This window comes from Thermodesulfobacterium hydrogeniphilum (assembly GCF_000746255.1).
Lineage (GTDB): Bacteria > Desulfobacterota > Thermodesulfobacteria > Thermodesulfobacteriales > Thermodesulfobacteriaceae > Thermodesulfobacterium > Thermodesulfobacterium hydrogeniphilum.
On the sequence record NZ_JQKW01000006.1, the window covers coordinates 183,719 to 200,708 of the forward strand.

Annotated in this window: 17 protein-coding genes; 9 read left to right on the forward strand and 8 right to left on the reverse strand. The window is 31.0% G+C overall.

What is annotated here, in order from left to right; genetic code table 11:
* From rfbF to CC87_RS01460, 3 genes are read right to left on the reverse strand one after another with little or no spacing between them, the layout of a single operon-like run.
* On the reverse strand, positions 1-777 hold the full coding sequence (gene rfbF / locus CC87_RS01450) for a glucose-1-phosphate cytidylyltransferase (RefSeq protein WP_038055313.1): 777 nt from the start codon (positions 775-777) through the stop codon (positions 1-3).
* Complete coding sequence (locus CC87_RS01455) at positions 777-1,952, reverse strand: glycosyltransferase family 2 protein (protein ID WP_038055315.1); 1,176 nt, start codon at positions 1,950-1,952, stop codon at positions 777-779. The genes rfbF and CC87_RS01455 overlap by 1 nt, the downstream gene beginning before the upstream one ends.
* Positions 1,953-4,097 carry a methyltransferase domain-containing protein gene (locus CC87_RS01460; protein ID WP_038055317.1) on the reverse strand — a complete coding sequence of 715 codons (2,145 nt, stop codon included), beginning with the start codon at positions 4,095-4,097 and terminating at the stop codon, positions 1,953-1,955. It lies immediately after the preceding gene.
* 432 nt (positions 4,098-4,529) lie between these two features.
* Here CC87_RS01460 and pilM point away from each other — a divergent pair, with 432 nt between their 5' ends.
* The 6 genes from pilM to trmFO are packed head-to-tail and all read left to right on the forward strand — an operon-like array spanning position 4,530 to position 10,447.
* On the forward strand, positions 4,530-5,579 hold the full coding sequence (gene pilM / locus CC87_RS01465; protein WP_038055319.1) for a pilus assembly protein PilM: 1,050 nt from the start codon (positions 4,530-4,532) through the stop codon (positions 5,577-5,579).
* Positions 5,576-6,115: a PilN domain-containing protein gene (locus CC87_RS01470; protein ID WP_038055321.1), complete on the forward strand. Its 540-nt coding sequence runs from the start codon at positions 5,576-5,578 to the stop codon at positions 6,113-6,115. Before pilM ends, CC87_RS01470 begins: the two co-directional genes overlap by 4 nt.
* A gap of 3 nt (positions 6,116-6,118) precedes the next feature.
* Positions 6,119-6,706 carry a type IV pilus inner membrane component PilO gene (locus CC87_RS01475; protein ID WP_038055326.1) on the forward strand — a complete coding sequence of 196 codons (588 nt, stop codon included), beginning with the start codon at positions 6,119-6,121 and terminating at the stop codon, positions 6,704-6,706.
* On the forward strand, positions 6,703-7,167 hold the full coding sequence (locus tag CC87_RS01480; protein ID WP_038055336.1) for a hypothetical protein: 465 nt from the start codon (positions 6,703-6,705) through the stop codon (positions 7,165-7,167). Before CC87_RS01475 ends, CC87_RS01480 begins: the two co-directional genes overlap by 4 nt.
* Before the next feature lie 3 nt (positions 7,168-7,170).
* The gene (gene pilQ, locus CC87_RS01485; RefSeq protein WP_038055340.1) at positions 7,171-9,120 is read left to right on the forward strand and encodes a type IV pilus secretin PilQ; all 1,950 of its coding nucleotides are present in this window, start codon (positions 7,171-7,173) and stop codon (positions 9,118-9,120) included.
* 4 nt (positions 9,121-9,124) lie between these two features.
* On the forward strand, positions 9,125-10,447 hold the full coding sequence (gene trmFO / locus CC87_RS01490; protein ID WP_038055341.1) for a methylenetetrahydrofolate--tRNA-(uracil(54)-C(5))-methyltransferase (FADH(2)-oxidizing) TrmFO: 1,323 nt from the start codon (positions 9,125-9,127) through the stop codon (positions 10,445-10,447).
* On the opposite strand, the gene yajC is transcribed toward trmFO, so the two are convergent.
* From yajC to CC87_RS09360, 5 genes are all read right to left on the reverse strand, one after another.
* On the reverse strand, positions 10,437-10,778 hold the full coding sequence (gene yajC, locus CC87_RS01495; protein ID WP_245605475.1) for a preprotein translocase subunit YajC: 342 nt from the start codon (positions 10,776-10,778) through the stop codon (positions 10,437-10,439). The genes trmFO and yajC overlap by 11 nt on opposite strands.
* Before the next feature lie 9 nt (positions 10,779-10,787).
* Positions 10,788-11,915, reverse strand: a complete 1,128-nt coding sequence (gene tgt, locus CC87_RS01500) for a tRNA guanosine(34) transglycosylase Tgt (protein WP_038055343.1) — start codon at positions 11,913-11,915, stop codon at positions 10,788-10,790.
* The gene (locus tag CC87_RS01505; protein WP_038055344.1) at positions 11,915-13,108 is read right to left on the reverse strand and encodes a pyridoxal phosphate-dependent aminotransferase; all 1,194 of its coding nucleotides are present in this window, start codon (positions 13,106-13,108) and stop codon (positions 11,915-11,917) included. Before CC87_RS01505 ends, tgt begins: the two co-directional genes overlap by 1 nt.
* Before the next feature lie 95 nt (positions 13,109-13,203).
* Positions 13,204-13,554, reverse strand: a complete 351-nt coding sequence (locus CC87_RS01510) for a prepilin-type N-terminal cleavage/methylation domain-containing protein (RefSeq protein ID WP_038055346.1) — start codon at positions 13,552-13,554, stop codon at positions 13,204-13,206.
* Positions 13,555-13,566: 12 nt separating this feature from the next.
* Complete coding sequence (locus CC87_RS09360; protein ID WP_051920407.1) at positions 13,567-13,929, reverse strand: prepilin-type N-terminal cleavage/methylation domain-containing protein; 363 nt, start codon at positions 13,927-13,929, stop codon at positions 13,567-13,569.
* Between the two features lie 154 nt (positions 13,930-14,083).
* Between CC87_RS09360 and CC87_RS01520 the strand changes: the two genes are divergently transcribed.
* The 3 genes from CC87_RS01520 (at position 14,084) to CC87_RS01530 (ending at position 16,900) form a co-directional block, all read left to right on the forward strand.
* Positions 14,084-14,572, forward strand: coding sequence for a hypothetical protein (locus tag CC87_RS01520; protein WP_245605476.1), 489 nt, complete (start codon positions 14,084-14,086; stop codon positions 14,570-14,572).
* A 19-nt stretch (positions 14,573-14,591) separates the two neighbouring features.
* Positions 14,592-15,812: a 2,3-bisphosphoglycerate-independent phosphoglycerate mutase gene (locus CC87_RS01525; protein ID WP_038055351.1), complete on the forward strand. Its 1,221-nt coding sequence runs from the start codon at positions 14,592-14,594 to the stop codon at positions 15,810-15,812.
* 185 nt (positions 15,813-15,997) lie between these two features.
* Positions 15,998-16,900 (forward strand): hypothetical protein, encoded by a 903-nt coding sequence (locus CC87_RS01530; RefSeq protein WP_051920408.1) that lies wholly within the window; start codon positions 15,998-16,000, stop codon positions 16,898-16,900.
* Positions 16,901-16,990: the final 90 nt, after the last annotated feature.

Below are 16,990 nucleotides of genomic sequence, written 5' to 3' on the forward strand. Positions count from 1 at the left end.
TTAGTCTTTCCAGACTTTCCAAGGTGCTTTACCTGAGGCCCAGAGTTTTTCCAAGTAAAGTTTATCTCTCAAGGTGTCCATAGGGTGCCAGAATTCCGTGTGTTTAAATGCTACGAGTTCTCCCATTTCAGCAAGTTTTTTAAGGGGTTCTGCCTCCCAAGGTGTATCGTCTCCTTCTATTAAATCTAAAACTTTTGTAGATAAAACGAAAAATCCTCCGTTTATCCAGCCTCCGTCTCCAGGTGGTTTTTCTATAAAATCTATTACAGATTCTCCTTCTATTTTCAATGCTCCAAATCTCCCAGGAGGTTGGACAGCAAGAATAGTAGCAAGTTTACCATGGGTTTTATGAAATTTTATTTCCTCTGCAATGTTGGCATCTGTAAGACCATCTCCATAAGTGAAACAGAATATATTTTCATTTTTTAAGTATTTGGCAACTCTTTTAAGTCTCCCCCCTGTTTGGGTATTTTCTCCTGTGTCAACGATGGTAATTTTCCATGGTTCGGCTTTGGAAGAATGATAGGTAATAGAGTTATTTTTGAGATCCACGGTGAGATCAGAGTTATGCAGGAAGTAATTTGCGAAATATTCTTTGATCATATAGCCTTTATATCCCACACAGATAATGAATTCATTTATACCATAGACAGAGTATATTTTCATAATATGCCAGAGTATAGGCTTTCCTCCGATTTCTACCATGGGTTTGGGTTTGACTACAGTTTCTTCCATTAAACGAGTGCCTTTTCCTCCAGCAAGAATAACCGCTTTCATTATTTATATCCTTTACCTCCCCATCCGGGTTTGAAGATAGGTTTTATTATTTCTTGATAAACTTCTAATAACCCTTTTTTAATTTCAATCAAATGAGTTTCTAAGTCTTTTTTTAAAAAATTTTCTTTTTCAGAGATCTTTTCCAGTTTTTCTTTTAAAATTTGATAATCTTTACAAAGTTCACGAGCCAGATAAACATTAGTTCTAATTTGTTTGGCAACAATGGGATCATCAATTATATCTGCAATATCAAGAATGTATCTCCATCCTTCATCAGGACGAGGGTTATCAATATAAAGTCCTATTCTTGCTGCTATCATTTCTGATAAAAGTCTATCCCAAAGATTAAGTTCTAAATACTTAAAAAAACCTGGCTTCAGTTTTTCTTGTAATATTTTTTCTTCATAAATAGTTTTTAATACTTTAACAAAGAGAAAGTACTTCCATCCAATATTTTCTTTTTCCCATCTTTTTAAATCTTCATCTGTCTGAGGGTTCATAGGTTCTACTATAGGATAATCAATCACTATAGCAGGATCATAGGCAAAGAAATGCAAGAAAAAAAGCACATGAGGAAATGCCGTAGTTTGATAAAGAGGACGATATTTTTTGAAAAAGACCTCTTGAATATAATCTTCTCCCCAATCTTTAAACTTTTCCTCTCTGTAAAGAAAATTAAGTATTACTGAGGGAGAATATCCCAAAAACTGGTTAAATCCCATAAGATTAGCAAATTCTAAAACAGTGCCTTCATAAGTTTTATAACTGTGAGGAGATAATGATGCATTTGCAACATGAATTATAGCAAAGTTTTTAGCTTTATCAGAATTTAATAAATTCCATACTAAAGGAAATGTGTCTTTTAAAATGATATCATCGTCTCCCATATTCCATATAAATTCAGCTTTTGTTTTTTCTAAAATTTCATTTGGAATAGGCAAGAATTCCCCCATTTTACACCACTTAGGATATCTATAAGTTACAATGAAAGGAAATTTCTTTTTTAATTCTTTCAAAACTTTGGGAGTTGAATCAGAGGAATGGTTATCTATTACAAATATTATTACATCCTTTTCAGCTCCTACTTTAACTACCTCTTCAGCAATTCTTTTTATACAAATCTCAAGTTTTTTGGCTCTGTTCCATGTTCTTATTTGAAAGGTTAATTTTTTCATTTATATTTTGTCCTCCCTTCCCCAAATTATTTCTGCAGCAGAATAGGAAATACTTCTTTTAATAATTTCTTCCCAATTATCATTGGTGTTCCCTTTTATAGCTAAAGCGTACTGAAAATTTCCAAGAAGCTGAGAATTAAAAAAAAGAGATTTCATAGCATCAAGCACAATAAGAGAGGTTGCATTTTTGCGAAGGATTATACTTTTACCACCCTCTTGTCTTATTTCAACTTCTCTTGGGTTTATTCCATCAAGCAGTGTTTCACTAATAAGAGGTTCGGTAAAAACAAAAATTTTGGAAAAACCAGCAGATTTTAAGGCATAAAATAGAGTCCAGAATTTCCAGCGAGTTAAATGATGAGGAGGAAAATCAGCTATCCACCATTTGTATTTTTTACATCCCTTTGCCAGATTTTCAAATTTATAAAAAGAAGGACAGCTTAAAAGTAAAAAGCCATTTTCTTCAAGCATGGAATAAACATCTTGTAAAAATTTCAAGGGATTATCCAAGTGTTCCAGAACTTCAAAAGCTGTAATTATATTATAAGGACCTTTAAATTCTTCAGGTAATTCTTCAAAGCTTGAGGCTTGGACTACATTTAATCCAAATTTTCCTTTTGCTATTTCCACGGCATCTTTTACAGCCTCTATTCCATAAACCTCAAAACCTCTTTTCCTTGCTAATAAAAGAAAATTACCAGAACCACATCCTATGTCAAAAAGTTTACCTTTGGGAAGAACAGAAAGAATGGGAAGAAGAATATTAAATCTTGGATGTTTTTCCCATTTTTCTATCTCTTTTTCTTCTTCTAACACATTTTTAGTCCAGCTATAATCCATATTACTGACACTTAATAAATCTTTTTCTTCTTCTTTTTTATAAGCTTTATTGTAATCCATAGCTTTAAAAGGGTATGCGAACTGTAAATTGCAGGAAGGACACTCAAAAATTCTGTGTTGATTAATAACCTCAAATAAACTAAAATTGCCTTCATATCCACAAAGAGGACATTTTTCAGGCTTTGGATGGTCTTTTTTGCAAGCAAGCTCAGCATCTTTTAGTGCAAAATAAATTACCTTAGGAGGAATACTATCTAAGCAGGGGCTGTAAAATTGCTTTTTTATTTTGGCTTCATTGCATGGTTCTTCCAAAGCATGAATCATACAGGGGGAACTGCAGGTTTCTCCTTTATAATTAGGTCTTACAGGAATAACCGTTGGATATGTTCCGCATCTTAATTCTGGCTCAATAGCTCCTGAAATAAGAACTGTAGGCTTTTTAAATGCTGCTGCAATGTGAACGGTTGCTGTATCTGCTGTAATTACTGCATCAGATAAACTTATAGCAGCTATTAAATATTTAATGTTTTTCATAAAAGAAGAGAGATTGGCTGCTCTAATTCCATAAACATCTAAAGCAACTTCAACAGTTATATCTTCCTCAGGTAAACTGCAAATTACAGGTGCATATTCATCCCAAATTAAATCTTCTATATATTTAAGCAGCCTGGGAGGCAAAGTTCTGTGAATGGAGGAGGCAAGATAATGAAAAATCAAAACTTTTTTTCCACCAGACACTTCTCTTATTTTAGCAAAAACCTCTTCAAGTTCTTTTTTTATATTTTCATCAACTACAACATCAGGTGTTTCATCTTCTGCAAAGTAAAGATGCATTTTCCAGAGGAAGTATTGCACCATATTCATATTGTCAAACTGGGGCTTTCCTACCATTTCTACTGCTTTTACTAAATAGTCAGCCTTTGTTACTTCTTTAAGAGGAGAGGGATGTGGAAGGAGCTTATCTATGTAAGGCAAGCCTTCAAGCACCGGACGGGCTCTGCCTGAAATTGCCACCCATAGCTTCATCTCAGGAAAACGCCTCTTTATCTCTCTTAAAGCAGGGGTCATACACAAAGCATCTCCAATTGCAGCTTGAGCAAAAACAAGTAGTATTTTTCCATTTAAATCCTCTCCTTCATAAAAAGGAGGAAGCACACTATGAGCTTTTTCAAATTGTATCTGTAAATCTTTTGGAAGAAGTGCAAATACATCATTTGCAAAAAGAAGCTTTTCTTTCCGTTTTAATTTAAATTCATATCCATTAAAAGAAAATTTAAGAGGCGTTTTTGCTTTGGCTACAAGCATTTAAATTCCTCCAAATTTTATATTAAAATTAATTTAAACAAGTTATTTTTGAAAGTCAAATTTATTCAATGTAAATGCAAAATTAATACCCAAAAAGAATAAGAAAGAATTTTTAAATAATTTTTGATCTTGGGAAGATCAAAGTCAAATTTTTGACAAAGAATAAATATAATAAAAAAATTATATGATACCATGGATTTACCATTAGTTTTTAAAATGTCATATTTAAACACATATTGATGCAATTTAATTGACAGAAATGTTTTCATATTTATAGAAAAATTTTTTTATATCTCTATAATATATAGAATCTTTACAAGCAAAAAGATTGAATTATAAATATGACAACTTATTTTATTAAACTCTTGACTAATTATTTAAAATCTGTATTATTTTCTTAAAAATGTCGTGATTTTAAAGTGAAAAATTAAAATGTTAGAACCTTTATTAACTAAGTTAAAGACCAAAATTAAAGGTGCAAAGAAAGGGATTTTAGGAATTAATTTTGGAAATTTTTCCATAAAAATTGCTGAGATCAAAGTTATAAAGGATAAGCCAGTTTTAACAGGATTTATTCAAGGAAGATCTTTTGAGAATGTTATCCTTAATGGAATAATAAATGATATGCCTTTATTAGTAACAAATATGAAAAATATTTTAGAAAATTTGCAATCTCATATAAAAAATGTCAATATTTCTTTACCCTATGAATTGATAATTTTTGATTTTTTTAAAATGAAATCTTTACCTCAAATAGAAGAGATAAAAGATAAAATTAATGAAGAAATTCCTTATAAAATTGAAGATGTTTATTATAGCTATTATATTTTACCTGAAGAAGATACTTATAAGATTTTTTATTTAGTGGCTAAAAAAGACATAATAGATCAATATGTTGACTTAATAAACAAGCTTGATCTAAAGATTAATAATATAGATGGAGATTTTATCAATTTACATAATTTGATTGAATTTTTATATGGAAACAAAAGCAAGTTAATAATAGATTGGGGTTACAGCAAAATTAAACTTTTGATTTCAAATAACCAGCATCCTATATATAGTAGAGAATTATTTAATTTAGGAATCAAAAAATTAGAACAAAAAATTATTAAAAAGTTAAGAGTATCTCCAGAAGTTGCAGAAAAATTGTTAATAGATCCTAAAAAAAGTGATCAGTTTAATCTGTTAAAAAAAGAATATATTAACTATATTAAAGAAATAAAAGAAGAGATAGAATACTCTTTAGAATTTGTTAAGGAAAGATTTAGAGTGAGTATAGAAACTATATTTTTGGTAGGTGGAGGTGCCAGAATTCCCGATATTGATAATACTATGACAAACCTGTTAAATATAAAAACTCAAAAGATAAAAATAGAAGATAAAATAGATATAGATTCCAATATAGATCCTGAATATTTAGAAATAATTAATTCTCAAGGAGCAATAGCAGTAGCTACAGCTATAAGGGATTTTATATGATAATAAAATTTAATTTATTACCTAAAAAGGAAGAAGCTTTTGAAGAAGAATTAAAAAAAGAGCATATTTTTTTAAAAGTTTTTATAATTTTAATAGTTTTATCGTTTGGTTTTATAATTGTTGAAACAATCAAAATGAGCTACGAAATTAAGCATTTAAAAAAAGAAAAAATTGAAAAAGAGAAAAAATTTAAACAATACCAGCTTATTGATAGGCAGATAAAAAATTTAAAAATAGAAAATGAAGAAATTAAAAGACGCATAGAAACTATAATTAGTTTGAGAAGAGCACAGGTAGAACAGCTCAAAAAAATAGAGACTATAATAGCTTCAATTAACAATAACAAAGTGTATTTAAGTCAATTAGTTTTAAATACAAACCATGCTAAAATAGAAGGTATATCTTTCAATTTAAAAGAAATAGCTAATTATTTAAATAACCTTGAAAAACAGAAGCCTGTTATTAAAGAAGTAAATATTGAAGAAATAAAAAGACAAAATAAATATATCTCTTTTAAAACATATGTAAAATTTTAGCCAATGGTTTTATTAGAAAAAATTAAAACTTGGGAAAAAACTGCTACAACAAGAGAAAAAATTTTAACCCTTGTAATAGTAATTATATTGCCTTTATTTTTATTTTTAAAATTTTATTATTTTCCCACCAAAGAAAAAATAGCCATATTAAAAAAAGATATAATTAATTTAAACTTCAAAATAAAAAGATATCAAAATTTAGTTAAAAAGCGAGAGATTTTAAATAAACAGCTAATTCAAAGAAAAAAATTTTTAGAATTTGTTAAAAATATTTTACCTACAGAAAAAGAAATTCCAGATCTTTTAAAAAGTTTAGCCTATACTGCTAAAAGAAACAACTTGGAGATTATATCATTTAAGCCAGTTGCAGAAAAGTTTAAAGATTATTATAAAGAAATTCCTATAAGTATTGAGTTTGCTGGTGATTTTAAAGATATAATAAATTTTTTTAATGATATAGAAAATATGGCACGTTTGATAGTATTAGATAGAATAGAATTTAAAGAGAATAATAACGAATTAAGAGTATTTGCTGTGTTTAAGACCTTTCAGTATACTGGTAAAATAATAAGTAAAAAAAGGAAACCATGAGGAAATATTCATTAAAGATTATTTTAAGCATAATTAGCATATTGCTTATAGTAGCGTGTTCCAAAAATGAAAAATCTATAAAAAAGCCAAGAAAGGTTTCTAATATCAAAATTGAAGATAAAGAGTTAAAAATATGGCAGCAGGAAATCAAGAAAGCACCTTACAAAATAAAAACCAATCTTAAAAATCCTTTTATCACTCCTGCTTTTATGTCAAAATCTTTTGCTCTTGAACCTACTGTTTCTATAAAATTGGTAGGGATTGTGGAAAAGAATGGTAAAAGAATAGCTCTTGTTCAGGATAATAACAATTTAGGATATTTTGTTAAAGCTGGCACTCAGATAGGAAAAATTAAAATTTTAACAATAGGAAAAAACTATATAATAATAAGCCAAAAAATAGTGAATGATTATGGTGAAGTGAAGATGGTTAGGAAAGTATTGGTTTTAAAGAAGGAGTGAGATATGAAGAAATTTCTGTTTTTTATTTTTATATTTTTATTTACCGGATTGGTAAAAGGTTATCCAGTTGAAAGAATGTATCTAAAAGATGTAATATTTTTAACAAGACCAGTTGATAAATTGGTTTTAGAATTTGATAAAAAGCCAGAATACAAAGTTAATCAAAAAGATAACAAATTAGTATTTGAACTTTTTAATGTTATTCCAGAAACTTCTTATTGGATAAAAAATTTACCTAAGAACATTTTTAAAGAAATTAATGTTTCTTTTGAAAAGAATAAGCTTATTTTAGAATTCACAATAAGTAAAAAATTTAATTTCAAAATAACACCCTTAGATAATAAAATAATTACTGAATTTATATGGAAATCTTTTAAAAAACCTGTAAATATAGCTATAAAAGGTAAAAAAGTAGAAACTTTAGAAGAAAAAGCTTTATCTGAAATCAAATCATTAGAAGAAAAAGTGCAATTTCCTCAATATAAATTATATTTTGAAAATAAAAAAATAAAATTACCTTTAACTACAAAGAAATATCACGGAATTCCTATTACTGTGGATTTTCAGGATGCTGATATACATGCAGTCTTCAGACTTCTGGCAGAGATAGGCAATATAAACGTAATTGTTAGTGATAAAGTAAAAGGTACAGTTACTTTAAAAGCCAAACAGGTTCCCTGGGATTTACTTTTAGATGCTATTCTTGCTAATAATGGTTTAGTTAAGTTAAAAATAGGCAATATAATCAGAATTAGCACCTTAGAAGAGATTAAACAACAGGCTGATTTATATAGATCTTATATGGAATCTATAGCTCAAAGCAAAGAAAGTGTAAGAACTGAAATGGAAGCTCAAAGAGAAATTTTTAGAGCTTTAAAAGAGCTTCAAGAGGAACAGAATATCCTTATTACTAAAACTTATAAATTAAAATATTTAAGAATAGGGAAAAATTATTTAGGAGGTCCTTCAGGACAGGGTGAGGGTCAGAGTTCACTTTTGGTTGATCGTTTAAAAGAGCTGGTAAAAGGTGATAATGAAATCACTTTTGATCCTTTTACAAATACTGTTATTGTAAAAGCTACTCCTAAGGTTTTGAAAGAAGTGGAAAGAGTGATTAAAGAGCTTGATAAACCAAGACCTCAAATTTTAATAGAAGCTCGCATTTTGGAAATAAGTGATACTTATATACATAATTTGGGCATTAAATGGGGAGGAGCAGCTTGGAAAGCTACAGAACATAGCATTTGGGGAGTCTCTCCCAATCCATCTTCTGATATAGGGTCTACAACTTATAACTATCCCGGAGGTGGTTATACTACAGGTAATAATACTATAAACATACCTTCCTCAGCTATTGTAGATCTTGGAGTTTCTGGAGCTACAAGTCAATTGGGAATAATTTTGGGGCATTTTGGCAAAACAGCAGAGGTATTGGATATGCAGCTATCAGCTTTGGAACAAAACGGAGTGGGAAGAGTTATTTCTAAACCTAAGGTTCTTACTTTGGATCAAGAACCAGCTATAATTCAACAGGGTTATAAAATCCCATATTTGCAATGGCAACAAAATGTAAGTCAGGCAACTACAGCCTTTATAGATGCAGGATTAAAATTGCAGGTTGTACCATCACTTACTCCTGAAGGTAAGTTGCTTCTTGATATTTATCTTGAAAGATCTTATCCTGATTGGTCTCACACTGTAAACGGAGTTCCCACTTTAATAACAGACACAATTCAAACAAGTGCTTTGGTAGACAACGGAGAGACTTTAGTATTGGGAGGAATTAAAATGAATGATATATATGAAGCTCTTGATAAAGTTCCTGGATTAGCTGATATTCCGGGCTTAGGAGAACTTTTTAAAAGAAAGGGTAAACAATGGAAAAATTCTGAATTGATGATATTTATTACTCCTAAAATAGTTTATTATCCTGTTAAAGGAATAGATTATTGATTTTATGCAAGAAATTATAATTATTGGAGGAGGATTAGCAGGCTCTGAGGCAGCTTGGCAGATAGCTAAAAGGGGCGTAAAAGTCAAACTCTATGAAATGCGCCCCTTTAAAATGACTCCGGCTCACAAGACAGATAAATTTGGAGAACTTGTCTGTTCTAATTCTCTTCGTTCTAAAGAACTAACCAAAGCTATAGGTCTTCTTAAAGAAGAATTAAAATTGCTAAAATCTCTTATCATGAAAGCAGCTCTTAATTGTGAAATAGAAGCTGGAAAGGCTTTAGCTGTAGATAGAGAATGCTTTGCCAATTATATCACAAAAAAAATTTCAAATCACCCTTTAATAGAAATCATAAGAGAAGAAGTAACAGAGATTCCCAAGGACAAAATGGTAATTATTGCTACCGGACCTCTTACTTCAGAAGCCCTGGCAAGGTCTCTGTCAGAATTGATTGAAGTTCCTTATTTACATTTTTATGATGCTATAGCACCTATTGTTTATGCTGATTCTATAAATTGGGATATAGTATTTGTTTCTAATCGCTATGGAGAAGGAGAAGGGGCTTATGTAAATTGCCCTATGACCAAAGAAGAATATGAAAAATTTGTAGAAGAACTTCTTAAAGCGGAAAAAGTGCCTCTCCATCCTTTTGAAGAACCCAAATATTTTGAAGGGTGTCTTCCTATTGAAGTTATGGCTGAAAGAGGCAAAGATACTTTGAGATACGGACCTATGAAACCTGTAGGGCTTATAGATCCAAGAACTGGAAAGGAGCCCTATGCTGTAGTTCAACTTCGTCCAGAAAATAAAGAAAAAACACTTTATAATTTAGTAGGATTTCAAACCAAATTAAAATATCACGAACAAGAAAGAATTTTTAGGATGATTCCAGGGCTTGAAAAAGCAGAATTTGCACGATTTGGCTCTATACATAGAAATACCTTTGTTAATGCTCCTTTAGTTTTAGAACCTACTTTGCAGCTTAAAAATTATTCTAAAATTTTTTTAGCAGGGCAAATTACAGGTGTAGAGGGATATGTAGAATCAACTGCTATGGGGCTTTTAGCAGGTCTAAATGCTGAAAGATTAGTCAAAAATAACCCTCTTTTAATTCCTCCTAAGGAAACAGCTATAGGGGCTTTGGTTAATTATTTAACAACAGCTAACCCAAGACACTTTCAACCTATGAATATCAATTGGGGACTCTTTCCACCCTTGAATATAAATAAAAAATTACCCAAACAACAGAAATATTTAAAAATGGCAGAAAGAGCCTTGCAAGTTTTAAAAAAGTGGATAGAAGAAAATCATATTCTTACTGATTAAAAGGTCCAGCAATATAACCTTTTACCACAGGTATATTGATATCTTTATCTACTTCTAACCAGATTATATCTCCTTCAATTTTAACAACTTTCCCTACAATTCCTCCTGAAGTGATAACTTTTAATCCAGGTCTTAATTGAGCAAGAAATTGCTGATGTTCTTTCATTCTTTTTTGCTGAGGTCTGATGAGAAGAAAATAAAAAATAAGAAAAATAATAAAAAGAGGAATTAAAGAGATAACAAAACTTGCCAATCCTCCACCTTGAGGAGCTTGTCCTTGGGGAGCTCCCATAGCCCATACACTTCCAATCAAAAAATTCAATAAACCCATAAATACCTCCTAATCTAAGTTGTTTTTGTGATAATACTCTGCTAAATTATTTCTTAACTCTCTAAGAGATTCAGTTTTAATAGCTTGTTTAATAATTCTCATTAGTTTAGCATAATAAAATAAATTGTGAAGAGTTAAAAGATGATATACTAAAAGTTCCTTAGAATGAAAAAGATGTCTTAAATAAGCTCTGGAAAAGTTTCGGCAGACATAGCAATTGCAATCTGGATCTATAGGCTCTGAATCTGATTTAAAATCAGAAATTTTTATAGAAAGTGGACCTTTTGAGGTAAAAACCGTTCCTCTTCTTGCATTTCTTGTGGGTAATACGCAATCAAACATATCAACACCTCTTATAACTGCATCCACAATATCTAAAGGGGTTCCCACTCCCATGAGGTATCTTGGTTTGTTATAAGGCATAAAATCCGTGCTTATTTCTATCATCTCATTTCTAATTTCTAAAGGTTCTCCTACTGACAACCCTCCTACAGCATATCCCTCAAATTCTAAAGAGGTTATAAATTTGGCACTTTCTTTTCTCAATTTTTCAAACATTCCTCCCTGAATAATTCCGAATATGGCTTGTTTATTATTGAAATGCCTTTTTTTATATTCATAAGACTCTAAAGCCCATTTATGAGTAAGATCTGTTAAATATTTAGTCTCTTCATAAGAAGAAGGGTAGGGAATACATGTATCCAGAACCATCATAATATCAGATCCGAGCTTCTTTTGAATCTCTAAGGTTTTTATAGGAGTGAAAAAATGTTCAGAACCATCTAAATGAGATTTAAAAAGAATTCCTTCTTCTGTAATTTTTCTGAATTGAGAAAGACTATAAACCTGAAAGCCTCCACTATCAGTAAGAATAAGTCTTTTCCAGTTCATAAATTTGTGAAGACCTCCAAGTTCTGCAATAATTTCTGGGCCAGGTCTTAAATAAAGATGATAAGTATTAGAAAGAATTATACTATAGCCAAGTCCTGCAATAATTTCAGGAGGCATAGCTTTAACAGTAGCTTGAGTGCCTACAGGCATAAAAACAGGTGTTTCAATAACGCTTCTATGAGTGATAATTTTTCCAATACGAGCTTTGGTATTTTTGCTCTGATAAACTATCTTGAATTTAAACATCAGATTTTAGCAATTCTAAAGGCTTTTTCACAGGCTTTAATAAAATTGGGCTCCATTTTTTCTAAAATATCTTCTGAAACACAAAAAGAAAGTCTTATATGATTTGGAGTGCCAAAGCCTTTACCAGGAACAGCCAGAATTAACTCTTCTTTTAAAATTTCACAAAATTTTACATCATCAATAGGAGATTTGGGAAAAATAAAAAAACCCCCTTTTGGTTTGATAAAAGAAATACCTGCTTTTTTAAGAATTCTGCATAAAATATCTCGTTTTTTTTGATAGGTAGCTACATCCACTTTAGCAAAGGCACAGTTAGCAACTATTCTTTGAGCAAGAGCAGGAGCATTGACAAAACCAAGTATTCTGTTGCAGAGGATTAATCCTTCCAAAATTTCTTTTTTAAACTCTATTTCAGGATGGATTGCTATAAATCCTATTCTTTCTCCAGCTAATGAGAGTTCTTTGGAAAAACTGTAAGCTATAATGCTATTGGAATAAAATTTAAAGATGGAAGGGACTGTGTAATTATCAAAAACTAAATTTCTATAAGGCTCATCTGAAACAAGATAAATAGATTTTCCTAATTCTTTGCTTTTTTGGGATAAAAGATCTGATAGAGCTTTAAGTTCTTTTTCAGAATAAATCTGTCCTGTAGGATTATTAGGAGAATTAATAAGAACTATTTTAGTTTTAGAAGTTATAGAGGCCTCTAATTTTTCTAAATCAAGACTAAAATCTTCTTTTGTTTGAACAGGTTTGGGAATTCCCTGATGATTTTCAGTGTAAAAAAAATACTCTACAAAAAAAGGAGAAGGGAAAATCACTTCTTCTCCGGGATTTAAAAGAGTTTTAAAAATAACATTTAAACCACCAGCAGCTCCACAGGTCATTACGATTTCTTCTGAGCTTACTTTTATATTCTGTTCTTTGCTTATTTTTTCAGCCATTATTTCTCTAACAAAAGAGAACCCCGCATTAGGCATATAACGATGAAAAAAAGGATTATAATTTTTAACCATCTCTTCAAGTGTATTTTTAACTTCAGGAGGGGGAGGAAGATCAGGATTTCCCAGACTTAGGTCAAAAACTTTATCTTCTCCATATTGTTTTTTAAGTTTTAATCCCTCCTCAAACATTTTTCTGATCCAGGAACTTTTTTCCAGATAATTTAAAATTTGGGCAGAAATTCCCATAGTATTTCTCCTTGGTATTTAAAATAATTTAAAAAAATTATACTTAATTTTTTAAAAAAATGTAGTCTGATTTTGTCAAAGTAAAAATTAATTATTCAAAATACACTACTACAGGAGATAGTCCCAGAAGTTTCGTTGTAGGAACAAGTGAAGTTTCCTTGAGAGGAAATGGCTTTAAGCTGAAGAGGATCTTCTGATTCAAGGATAATTTGCTGGGTGTATTTAGATTTTGAACAATTGGAAACAATTTCAGAAGTTGTGGCATTATCTTCTAATTGTTTTGTGGCAATAATTTGTGTTAAACAATTTCTAAGGTCTGAAATAAGAGAAGCACGGATAGCAGAAGGAAGATATTTTCTGTAATATAAAGTAATAGCCATCCCTGCCAGAATAGCAAGGATGGCTATTACTATAAGAAGCTCAATAAGAGTAAAAGCTTTGGACATAAATTTACAATGTTAAGAGCACTCTATAGTTCCATTTGCATAAATTTTACAGGTAATACCACTCGCAGCACCTTTACAATCGCCTTGTGCTAATACACTCCCATCAGTAGCAGAAGGATCTAATGTTGTAATATCTACATTTTGTGTGTCATTATAATCAGTACCTTCAGTACAGTTATTTTTACTAGCATCTTCAGCTAAAGCAGCAGCACATTGAGTTACAGCATTTCTTAAATCAGCAATACATGCTGCTTTAGCTGCATTTCTTCTATACTTGCTAAACTGCGGGATAGCAATGGCTGCCAAAATAGCAATAATAGCAACAACAATTAAAAGCTCAATCAAAGTAAAACCTTTACTTCTGTTTTCCTTCATACCTCCCTCCTTTTAAAAATTTTTAGCTCTTTAAAAATATTTTATAACATTAAACTTAAAAAGTCAAATAAGAAAATTTTGTTACCACTTCGTAGTGGAACTTTTTGGGTTAGCCTTGAATTATAAAAAATTTCTTTTAAACTGATTAAATAAGATGGAGTATAAATGGCTTCCTCCATCTAAAACACACAAATCGCTCTGGGAGGGTAAAATGGTTGAAAAAATTCAGTTAGATAATGGTCTCACCTTGGAAATATGGAACTATTCAAGAAAGATAGCTGGAGATCGCTGGTTGGTGGGACTTCTTATTCAAGTAGGAGTTTCTCCTGAAGAAGTCCATTTTTCTAATAGAGAATACTATCAGATGTTTTTAGAAAAAACAGATGGTAGAGTTTATTATCGTTATAGAAAAGAAAGAACCTTTGTTCCTGAAGATCAGGTTGAATCCCTGTTTTCTACTATGAAAGAGAATTTTCTTAGTGCTGCACTTCCCTATTTATCACATCCAGATTTTAGAGATAGACTTATAAAACGCGAAGTAAAACTTTTTGAACAAAAAATGGATTGGGAAATCTCTATTAAAAAGAAAGATGAAGAGGCAGAAAAGTTGGAAGAACTCTGGAAAGATAGAAAAATATTTTAGTTTGTCAGGGGGATAATGTATGAATATAAAAAATTTATTAAAAAAAACAAATTCTAAAATCCTTTTGATTGTTCTTGATGGGATAGGTGATCTTCCTCTGAAGGATGGAAAAACACCTTTAGAATTTGCTAATACTCCTAATTTAGATAAACTCGTTAAAAAATCCGCTACAGGGATGCATATTCCTGTGGATTATGGAATAACTCCTGGAAGTGGTCCCGGGCATTTAGGAATATTTGGTTATGATCCTTCTAAAATTACCATAGGAAGGGGAGTTCTTGAGGCTTTAGGAGTAGGTATAGATTTAAAGGAAACAGATGTAGCTGTTAGAGGCAATTTTGCTACTGTAAAATATGAAAAGGGAACACCGATAGTGGTTGATAGAAGAGCAGGGCGTATTCCAACTGAAGAAAATCAAAGACTTATAAAATATCTTTCAGAACATATCAAAAAAATAGAAGAAGCAGAGGTAATTTTGAAATCCGGTATGGAACATAGATTTGTAGTGGTTTTTAGATTTCCTCATAAAGTTACTTCTGAAGTAGAAACCATTAATGATACTGATCCCCAGGTGGTTGGTAAAAGTCCTTTATCTCCTTCAGGAAAAGGAGAGCTTGCTCAAAAAGTGGCTAATATAGCCTCTCAGTTTATTGCTAAAGTAGCAGAGCTTTTGAAAAATGAGCCCAAAGCTAACTATGTTTTGTTAAGAGGTTTTTCTGTAAAGCCTATTTTGGAAACTTATGAAGAGAGATATAGTTTAAAAGCTGGTTGTATAGCTACTTATCCTATGTATAAGGGGCTGGCAAGTTTAGTAGGAATGAAACTCATTAAATTTGAAGGAATGGATATAAAAGATGAGATAGAGGCTTTAAAAAGAGAGTGGAATAACTTTGATTTCTTTTTTGTGCATATTAAAAAAACAGATTCTTACGGAGAGGATGGAAATTTTGATGCCAAGGTTAAAATTATAGAAGAATTTGATAAACATTTACCAGAGTTTTTAGAATTAAATCCTGCGGTGCTTTGCATTACAGGAGATCATTCTACACCGTGTTTAATGAAATCCCACTCTTGGCATTCTGTTCCAGTGCTTATTTATTCTCCTTATGTCCTTGGAGAATTATCTAAGAGATTTACAGAAAGAGAATGCTTAAAGGGAGAATTGGGTATATTTTATGCTTATAAGCTTATACAACTTCTTTTAGCTCATGCAGGTAGACTTAAGAAATTTGGAGCATAAGAGTGGAAAAGAGAGGTGTTAATTAGGAAAAAATTAAAAATTAAAAGAAAAATAGATAAAAAAGGAGTTTTAAAAAATTTTTATCAGATTTTTGTTAATATAATCTTCTTTTTACCCTTGACAAAATAAAAAAAATAGTTTATAAAAGGTCTCATACATAAAACTCCCAAAGGAGGCTATTAAAAATGAATTACAAAAAGGTATTGTTGGGTTTAGGTGCAGTGATTTTAACTGGTGGTTTATGTTCGGTGAATAATGTTTTTTCTGGGCAAGCTTTAAATTTTCAAAATAATTCTAAAGTAATGTATCTTGCAAAGGCAGAAAAGGGGTCTCAAGAAAAAGTCCAATCAGTTTATAATTTTGAGGCAAAGCCTTTAAATATAGAGGAATGTGCAAGGTGTCACTATTCCATATTCAAGCTTATAAAAGAGCAAGGTGGAAAGCATAAAAAGGTGAAATGTACTGATTGTCATACTCAATTTCATGTTTATAATCCTGTAAAGAAAAACTGGGCTGAAATAATGCCCAAGTGCACAACCTGTCATGGTCTTATTCACGGTGGCAATTTTACTGCTTGTTTGTCCTGTCATTCGGATCCACATGCACCTATCACTAAATTAAAAGTAACTCCCGAGCTTGCTAAAGCCTGTGCTCAGTGTCATCCTAATATACCTAAGGAAATGAAAGCCTTTCCAAGTAAGCATATGCAGGTTGCTTGTGCTTCCTGTCACCATACTAAACATGGATATATTCCTGATTGTTTAGAATGTCATAAACCTCATAGAGAAGGGCAGACTACAAAGCAATGTCTTGTTTGCCACCCAGCTCATACACCACTTAATATTAAATTTACCAAACAGACACCAAATGAAGATTGTAAAGCTTGTCACCAGACAGAATATCATAAGATTGCTATTACAAAGAGTAAACATCACAATGTAGCTTGTGTCCAGTGTCATACTAAACATAAGGAAATTCCTAAGTGTGAAAGATGCCATGGTAAACCTCATGGTGCATCACTTCATGCTAAGTTCCCCAACTGCTTACAGTGTCATATAGATGTTCATAACTTACCTATCAAAAGATAACAAAAGTATGTAAGAAATGATATATTTCTAAACCCCCAGGTGATATCCTGGGGGTTTTTTTATTTATTAAAAATTTTTCAAAATTTTTTT

What these genes read in the sequence shown, in the direction of transcription:
- rfbF (WP_038055313.1), bottom strand. Translation starts at nt 777, where the DNA reads ATGAAAGCGGTTATTCTTGCTGGAGGAAAAGGCACTCGTTTAATGGAA.
- CC87_RS01455 (WP_038055315.1), bottom strand. Translation starts at nt 1,952, where the DNA reads ATGAAAAAATTAACCTTTCAAATAAGAACATGGAACAGAGCCAAAAAA.
- CC87_RS01460 (WP_038055317.1), bottom strand. Translation starts at nt 4,097, where the DNA reads ATGCTTGTAGCCAAAGCAAAAACGCCTCTTAAATTTTCTTTTAATGGA.
- pilM (WP_038055319.1), top strand. Translation starts at nt 4,530, where the DNA reads ATGTTAGAACCTTTATTAACTAAGTTAAAGACCAAAATTAAAGGTGCA.
- CC87_RS01470 (WP_038055321.1), top strand. Translation starts at nt 5,576, where the DNA reads ATGATAATAAAATTTAATTTATTACCTAAAAAGGAAGAAGCTTTTGAA.
- CC87_RS01475 (WP_038055326.1), top strand. Translation starts at nt 6,119, where the DNA reads ATGGTTTTATTAGAAAAAATTAAAACTTGGGAAAAAACTGCTACAACA.
- CC87_RS01480 (WP_038055336.1), top strand. Translation starts at nt 6,703, where the DNA reads ATGAGGAAATATTCATTAAAGATTATTTTAAGCATAATTAGCATATTG.
- pilQ (WP_038055340.1), top strand. Translation starts at nt 7,171, where the DNA reads ATGAAGAAATTTCTGTTTTTTATTTTTATATTTTTATTTACCGGATTG.
- trmFO (WP_038055341.1), top strand. Translation starts at nt 9,125, where the DNA reads ATGCAAGAAATTATAATTATTGGAGGAGGATTAGCAGGCTCTGAGGCA.
- yajC (WP_245605475.1), bottom strand. Translation starts at nt 10,778, where the DNA reads ATGGGTTTATTGAATTTTTTGATTGGAAGTGTATGGGCTATGGGAGCT.
- tgt (WP_038055343.1), bottom strand. Translation starts at nt 11,915, where the DNA reads ATGTTTAAATTCAAGATAGTTTATCAGAGCAAAAATACCAAAGCTCGT.
- CC87_RS01505 (WP_038055344.1), bottom strand. Translation starts at nt 13,108, where the DNA reads ATGGGAATTTCTGCCCAAATTTTAAATTATCTGGAAAAAAGTTCCTGG.
- CC87_RS01510 (WP_038055346.1), bottom strand. Translation starts at nt 13,554, where the DNA reads ATGTCCAAAGCTTTTACTCTTATTGAGCTTCTTATAGTAATAGCCATC.
- CC87_RS09360 (WP_051920407.1), bottom strand. Translation starts at nt 13,929, where the DNA reads ATGAAGGAAAACAGAAGTAAAGGTTTTACTTTGATTGAGCTTTTAATT.
- CC87_RS01520 (WP_245605476.1), top strand. Translation starts at nt 14,084, where the DNA reads ATGGAGTATAAATGGCTTCCTCCATCTAAAACACACAAATCGCTCTGG.
- CC87_RS01525 (WP_038055351.1), top strand. Translation starts at nt 14,592, where the DNA reads ATGAATATAAAAAATTTATTAAAAAAAACAAATTCTAAAATCCTTTTG.
- CC87_RS01530 (WP_051920408.1), top strand. Translation starts at nt 15,998, where the DNA reads ATGAATTACAAAAAGGTATTGTTGGGTTTAGGTGCAGTGATTTTAACT.